At 59.7% G+C, this 6,652-nt stretch carries 5 protein-coding genes; all 5 read right to left on the bottom strand.

The window, feature by feature from the left end; all coding sequences use genetic code 11:
- Window positions 1-168: 168 nt before the first annotated feature.
- Entirely contained in the window at window positions 169-2,058 is a 1,890-nt protein-coding gene (locus tag HMPREF3098_RS06645) for an ABC-F family ATP-binding cassette domain-containing protein (RefSeq protein WP_070434492.1), read from the bottom strand.
- A gap of 80 nt (window positions 2,059-2,138) precedes the next feature.
- The gene (locus HMPREF3098_RS06640) at window positions 2,139-3,254 is read right to left on the bottom strand and encodes a 4-(cytidine 5'-diphospho)-2-C-methyl-D-erythritol kinase (protein WP_083284269.1); all 1,116 of its coding nucleotides are present in this window, start codon (window positions 3,252-3,254) and stop codon (window positions 2,139-2,141) included.
- Window positions 3,247-4,188 (bottom strand): 16S rRNA (adenine(1518)-N(6)/adenine(1519)-N(6))-dimethyltransferase RsmA, encoded by a 942-nt coding sequence (rsmA, locus tag HMPREF3098_RS06635; protein ID WP_070434491.1) that lies wholly within the window; start codon window positions 4,186-4,188, stop codon window positions 3,247-3,249. The genes HMPREF3098_RS06640 and rsmA overlap by 8 nt, the downstream gene beginning before the upstream one ends.
- Before the next feature lie 9 nt (window positions 4,189-4,197).
- Window positions 4,198-5,379 carry a resuscitation-promoting factor gene (locus tag HMPREF3098_RS06630; RefSeq protein ID WP_070434490.1) on the bottom strand — a complete coding sequence of 394 codons (1,182 nt, stop codon included), beginning with the start codon at window positions 5,377-5,379 and terminating at the stop codon, window positions 4,198-4,200.
- Window positions 5,380-5,656: 277 nt separating this feature from the next.
- Window positions 5,657-6,532 carry a TatD family hydrolase gene (locus HMPREF3098_RS06625; RefSeq protein WP_070434489.1) on the bottom strand — a complete coding sequence of 292 codons (876 nt, stop codon included), beginning with the start codon at window positions 6,530-6,532 and terminating at the stop codon, window positions 5,657-5,659.
- Window positions 6,533-6,652: the final 120 nt, after the last annotated feature.

Raw genomic sequence — 6,652 nt, 5'->3', positions numbered from 1 at the left:
CCCAGCATAGGCATGATGCGGGTTGGACAGCATGCGGGCAGAGTGCCCAAGCCGTTGGCCAAGCTGACGCATTCGCCGTGTCACCTGCCACGACAAGTAGTTCATTGTGGTGGAGGTGAACAGGGAAAGCTCACGCGGGAACGACGGGCAGCAAGACGCGGTAGGGGCTTAGCCCTCCAGCTGCTCGCCCAGTTCCATCCACTCAAGCTCCAGGCCCTCGAGTTCAGTATTGGTAGCACGTTGTTCTGCATCGAGGGCGCTGAGCATTTCAGTGTCGATGTTGCCACCGGACGCATCAGCGGCAGCGGCTTCCATCTGCTTGTGCAGGTCCGCCAACTTGTCGTTCAGTTTGCCCATTTTGCGCTCAAGCGCGTTCATGTCTTTGCGCAGCTGACGTTCTTCCTGACTAGTCAAACGCGGGGCCGCGGAGGAGGTGGCGTCGGGAATAGGCTGCGAAGCAGTGTCAGCAGATCCGCCACGGTTATCACCGAAATCCAGCACATTGTCGTTCTTACCCGCCGCTCGGGCCAGCTCGGTGCGTTTTTCCAGGTATTGTTCGATGCCGCGGGGCAGATTCGTCAGCTTGCCATCGCCGAACAATGCCCACGTGGAATCACAGACACGCTCGATCAAATACCGATCGTGAGAGATCACAACCAACGTACCCGGCCAGTCATCCAACAGGCTTTCGAGCTCCTGCAAGGTATCAATATCCAAGTCGTTCGTTGGCTCGTCAAGCAGCAAAACATTGGGTTCGGCCATAAGCACGCGAGTCAGCTGCAAACGGCGACGCTCGCCACCCGACAGATCCCCCACCGGAGTGCGCTGGCGTTTCGCGGAAAAACCCAGCCGCTCCGCCATCTGGGAGGCGCTGAGTTCCTTATCCCCAATAGTGACATACGTTGCCACGTCCTCCACCGCATCCAGCAATCGGCGCTCTGGATCCAAGTCGTCCAGCTCCTGGCGCAACCAGCCCAACCGGACGGTCTTGCCTTCCTTGCGCTGCCCCTCGACCAACGGGTGCTCCCCTGCCAGCGTTCGCAGCAGCGTGGTTTTTCCACTGCCGTTGACCCCGACCAAGCCAATGCGTTCACCGGGGCCTAATCGCCAGGTGAGGTGTTCCACCAGCACTCGGCCATCCGGGGTCGCAATCGTGGCGTTTTCTAAGTCGATGACCTTCTTGCCCTGCCGGCGGGCGGAGAAAGCCATGAGCTCCACCTTGTTACGAACTGGCGGAACGTCGTTGATCAAGGATTCCGCGGCCTCAATACGGTAGCGAGGCTTAGAGGTACGCGCCGGAGCACCGCGGCGCAACCAAGCCAATTCCTTACGTGCCAAGTTCTGACGACGCTGCTCTGCTGCATCGGCTTGCCGGGAACGCTCGGCACGCGCGAAAGTCCAGTCATTGTAACCGCCCTCGTAAATATCCACCGCACCGTCGTGGACCTCCCAGGTCGTAGTCGCAACCGTATCTAGGAACCAACGATCGTGGGTCACCACTACCAACGCCGTGTTGCGCGACAGCAGGTGCTCGGCCAGCCATTGCACACCTTCGACATCCAAGTGGTTAGTGGGCTCATCGAGGATAAGCAGATCTAGATCGCGCACGAGTGCGGCAGCGAGGCCCGTACGGCGGCGCTCGCCACCTGAAAGATCGCGTACACGGGTATCCAACCCTAGGTCTGCCACCCCCAAACCGTTAAGAACACCGCGGACCTTGGGGTTGGATGCCCACTCGTAGACCTCCAAACCAAGGGACCCCAACACAGCATCACCAACGGTGGTATCAGCGAGGGAATCCTCCACCAAGACCTCGCGCAGCACGTCCTGAGTCACCATCGCCAAACGCAAATCGTTCATGGCTGCCACGCGCCCGGAATCTGGAGTATCCGCCCCACTGAGGATCTTCAGCAACGTAGACTTTCCACCGCCGTTCAACCCGACCACTCCCACGCGGTCGCCCACGTTAACGCCGATACTGACCTGGTCCAGCAAGGTTTTCAGGCCGTAGGTTTTGGAGACGTTTTCAAAGTTGATCAGGTTCGTTGGGGCAGCCATAGTGTGCACGCCTTTCGTTGGGTTGAACGTGGACTATTCCAAGTGGACTATTCCAAAAGTGCGGGGGATATACGCGGGGGTCAGGTTCGCGCTACTACACGAGCCCCGCTCGCCGGCGATGTGGCGAGCACCGCACGCACCCCACGGGCAGCACCAGTGATATTAGCCAGCACCTCCACCGCGTGGTCTTCGTCGTGGCATAGCACGGCGACCGTGGGGCCCGACCCAGAAACGATCGCCCGCAGAGCCCCCGCCTGGTGCGCCAACCCCAGCGTTTCCCGCAGTTCAGGGAGCAAGCTCACGGCAGGAGCTTGAAGATCGTTACCCAGCTGGGCTGCCAATAGTTCCGCCGAGCCGCTCCGCAGAGCCTTGATGACCTGTCCAGGATCACCCACGCGCACGTCGGGACGCTGTCCTTCTGCGGCCAGCTGGCGCTGCTCGTCCAGCTTCTTGAAGACCGTCGGAGTGGATAGGCCTTTCTTGTTGGTCACCATTACCCAGTGATAGGTGCCTCGGGTGAGAATCGGTGAAAGCTCCTCGCCAATCCCCGTTCCCAACGCAGTGCCACCTAGTAGGCAAAACGGAACATCGGCACCCAAGGTCACAGCGCGTGCGTGGAGTTCCTCGATCGGTACGAATTCTGGCGGCCAGAAGAACTCGGCCCCTGCCACAATGGCAGCCGCAGCATCAGCTGACCCGCCTGCCATTCCCCCAGCCATGGGCACGCCCTTACGAATGTCAATGCGCAGGCCAACATCAGGAGAGTTACGCAGTTGCGCTCCCTGGGCCGCATGCTCACGGGCTACCTCGCGCACCAGTTCCACCGCCCGCCAGGCCAGGTTCGTCGAATCGGTTGGCACGTGGTCGTCGAAACCACTGTCTGCGGTCAACCCCTGTATGCCAGTCTTCGATTCCACACGCGTGACGGTCACGGTTTCGCGCAGGTCCACGGACTGAAAAACAGTCGTCAACTCGTGGTAGCCGTCTGCGCGCGCGTCCCCCACACCCAACAATAGGTTTACCTTCCCGTAGGCTTCCGCCGTCACGGTCACGGGCGCACCGTTCTGGGGCGCACCGTTCTGGGGCGCACCGTGCTGGGGCGCACCGGGCAAAGCTGCATCGGCGTGGGTTACACCAGCCTGGGGTACACCGGCGAGCGACGCATCGGCCTGCGTCTCTGGGGGTAGGTCAGGCATCGCGGCCCTCCTCACGTGCAGAAGTCAGTGTAGCCAGCCGAACGAAATCGCTGGCCGATAGCTTTTCACCGCGTTCTTTGGGGTCAATCCCTGCGGCGACGAGGGCTAGCTCTGCCGCTTGGCCACTTCCAAAATGGCCGCTCAGTGCCGCTCGTAGGGTTTTTCTGCGCTGCAAAAAGGCCGCGTCCGCCAGGGTGAAGGTCTCTTTGCGCAGCGCCTGTTCTTCGGGCGTGTGCAACTGCGGCGCATTGGCAGCCCATGGCCGTTGATCGTTGCTGTAACGATCGATACGAACCAGGCCGGAATCGATTTTTGGCGCCGGCCAAAAAACGTTCTTGCCGATGGTCGCGGCACGAGAAACCTGGCCGTAGTATCCAGCTTTCACACTAGGCACACCGTAGATCTTCGATCCAGGCTTCGCCGCCAAGCGGTCTGCAACCTCCAGCTGTACCATCACAAGCACTCGGTCGATGGTGGGGAATTCCTCCAGCAGGTGCAAAAGCACCGGTACTGAAACGTTGTACGGCAGATTGGCCACCAATGCGGTGGGCAGGGGTCGCCCCGCTGCCTCAAAATCGGCACGAGTCACCTTCAGCGCATCCATTTCAATGACGCCCAGCTTGTCCAACGCCCCCGCGGCGTAATGGTTCACCGTGGCGGGTAGCTTTTGGGCGAGGCGCGAATCGATTTCCACCGCTGTGACCGATTCCACGGTTTCCAACAGTGCCAATGTTAAGGAACCCAAGCCTGGGCCGACTTCAATTACGTGGTCGCGGGAACCGACCTCAGCCGCGGCTACGATCTTGCGCACCGTGTTGGGATCGTGAACGAAATTCTGCCCCAGCTTTTTGGTAGGCGTGATGCCCAGCTCGGCCGCGAGTTCGCGAACTTGAGCTGGGCCTAAAAGCTGGATGGGTTGAGAAGGTTGGGACACCCCTGCAGCTTATCGCAGCCCCAATTTGGACGTACATGCCGGCCATGCGCCCCAGCCTTGGGCAGCCTGCACGCGCTTAGCCACAGCGATCTGCTGCTCACGGGTTGCCATGTGAGCCGCAGGTGCGTACTCCGTACCACCGAAACCAGCCCAGGTGGACGGGGTGAACTGCAAACCACCGGAGAAACCATTGCCGGTGTTAATGGCCCAGTTGCCCGTGGACTCACATTGCGCGATCTGGTCCCAGACGGAATCACCTGCGACAGCAGGCGCTGCTGCACCGGTGTTCCCTCCGGCCTCGTTGCCAGCCTTAGAACCATCGGCCTTGGTGCCACGAATAATGATGCGTACCTGTGGCTTAGTGATCGTGCGGGTATTGATCAGTTCGCGCGAAACTTCGGTACCGTTTTCACTACGGACGGTGAATACATCGCGAACCTTGCCCGCTTTACCTTCACGGACAACCTTTTCCTCGCCCTTGGCCAGGTTGGAATCTTCCTTCACCTTGACCGGAGCGTCCACAACACGCTCTTCGGTTACGCGCTTTTTAGTCACACGGGTGACGTCGATGTGCATGCCATTCTTGAGCGGAGTGTTGGCCGCTGGCTTTACAACATCATCCTTGCCCAGCGGGGTTCCGCGCAGCTTAAAAATATCCCCAACGGTGCGGGCCGGCAGGCTCATCTTGCCTAACTCGCCACCGTCATTGAGGGTGAACTTCTTCGGGGTGGTGACCTCGAGAGTCATGCCCTCTTCTGGAATGCGCTCGCCACGAGCATCGGACAGCAACTCGGTCGCATCGGTACGGCCCAGCTGATCCAGCAGGCTACCGACGGTCAGGGCGGTGGTATCCACAGTCTGCTTGCGACCGTCGACAACCAGGCTGACCTGGCGAGGGGTACGCACGGTGATCGTGTCCGAATCACCAATAGATTCATCCAGGGCGGGGCTGACCATGGCACGCTGATCCACGTCCACACCTGCGGACTTCAATGCGCCCTCGACGGTGCCGGACATGGTGCTGGCTTCGATGATCTTGCCGTTGACGTCAACAGTGACATCCTTTTGGCCAGCTACAGCCACGCCACCACCGACAACGAGGGTTGCCAGCATGCCACCGGTGGCCACGCGCAGCGGGGTGGAGCTGGTGTTGTTGATGCGGTGCAGGGAGGACTTCTTCTTAGGAGACACTCGGACGATTACCTCTCGTGTTATTCAGCCCGATTTCGAACTGGCTATTCGGCTCGGTTGGCGAACCAGGGCAGAAACTACTCTTTCGATAGTTTGTCACAGTACGGTAACGAAAGGTTCATTTCAAAATTATTTGTATAGATGTCGCCCACATCACTTTCTCCCCTTCAACAGGCAAAACATCAATACCGCAAATTCACTTGAGCCACACTGGTCACAAGCGCCACATGAGTAACACGAGGACGCTAAACCACAACGGTAACAATTCGTTATCGAATTACGGCCTTGTTATTTTGTAAATCCGCTCAGCGTTCTCCGAAACGAGTCGCCCAAAACTTCCCGGATCCATACCACGCACCTCCGCCAAAGCCCGTGCGGTATGACCCACAAAAGCCGGTTCATTACGTGCGCCACGGAACGGTTCCGGCGTCATATAAGGAGCATCGGTTTCCACCAAAATCTGCCCGGCATCCGCCAACCGTAACGCCTCCCGCAGCTCCTCATTGCGCTTGAACGTGGCATTCCCGGAAAACGACAGCACGTATCCACGATCCAAGCATTCCTTCGCCACCTCCAACGGCGACGAGAAACAGTGCATGATTACATCCTCTGGACGCGGTGAATCCTCCAGTACACGCAAGATCTCTGCATCCGCCTCGCGGTTATGAATCATCAACGGCTTACCCGTTTCCACCGCAAGGTCAATGTGCCAGCGGAAGGCCTCCTCCTGCACATCCAGGTCTGGCGTCTCTTCGTCCTTCCCAATCCAGTACGTATCCAACCCCGTCTCGCCAATCGCCACACAGCGCTCGTCCGCTGCGAGCTGCCGCAAGCGTTCCCGCACATCCGTGGTCACAGTGTGCGCCAACGTGGGATGCACCGCAACGGCCGCCCACACTCGATCATGAAACGCCGTGGCTTCTACCGCCCGTTCCGTTTCTTCCAGCCCATCACCGACAGTGCACACCCCGCGCACACCGGCCTGCGCAGCGCGCTCCATGATGTACTCCACCCCCAGCCGATAGGCATCCGGGTCACCCGCCACGTCATATCCCATTTTGCGCACGGTGGCATAGAGGTGCGTGTGGGCGTCAAACAGAGTGTCCACCGCTTCTGGGATAGTGGGAGTAGGTCGTGATTTCTTTTTAGCCATGCCACCCACCCTAACGCGGGCGCGGCCTATAACCGGGCAGCCACCTCGCGCCTAGAAGCTGCCACACCCCTACTCCACCTACGACTCAGCCCCCACCCCGCCTTAGACTCAGCCCCCCCC

Origin of the sequence: Corynebacterium sp. HMSC28B08, assembly GCF_001806865.1 — a bacterium.
Classification (GTDB): Bacteria; Actinomycetota; Actinomycetes; order Mycobacteriales; family Mycobacteriaceae; genus Corynebacterium; species Corynebacterium auriscanis.
Note: the sequence above shows the minus strand (reverse complement) of the source record. Positions and strands in the feature narration are given on the sequence as shown.

Coding starts and splice junctions, on each gene's coding strand:
- HMPREF3098_RS06645 (WP_070434492.1), bottom strand. CDS start 2,058: ATGGCTGCCCCAACGAACCTGATCAACTTTGAAAACGTCTCCAAAACC.
- HMPREF3098_RS06640 (WP_083284269.1), bottom strand. CDS start 3,254: ATGCCTGACCTACCCCCAGAGACGCAGGCCGATGCGTCGCTCGCCGGT.
- HMPREF3098_RS06625 (WP_070434489.1), bottom strand. CDS start 6,532: ATGGCTAAAAAGAAATCACGACCTACTCCCACTATCCCAGAAGCGGTG.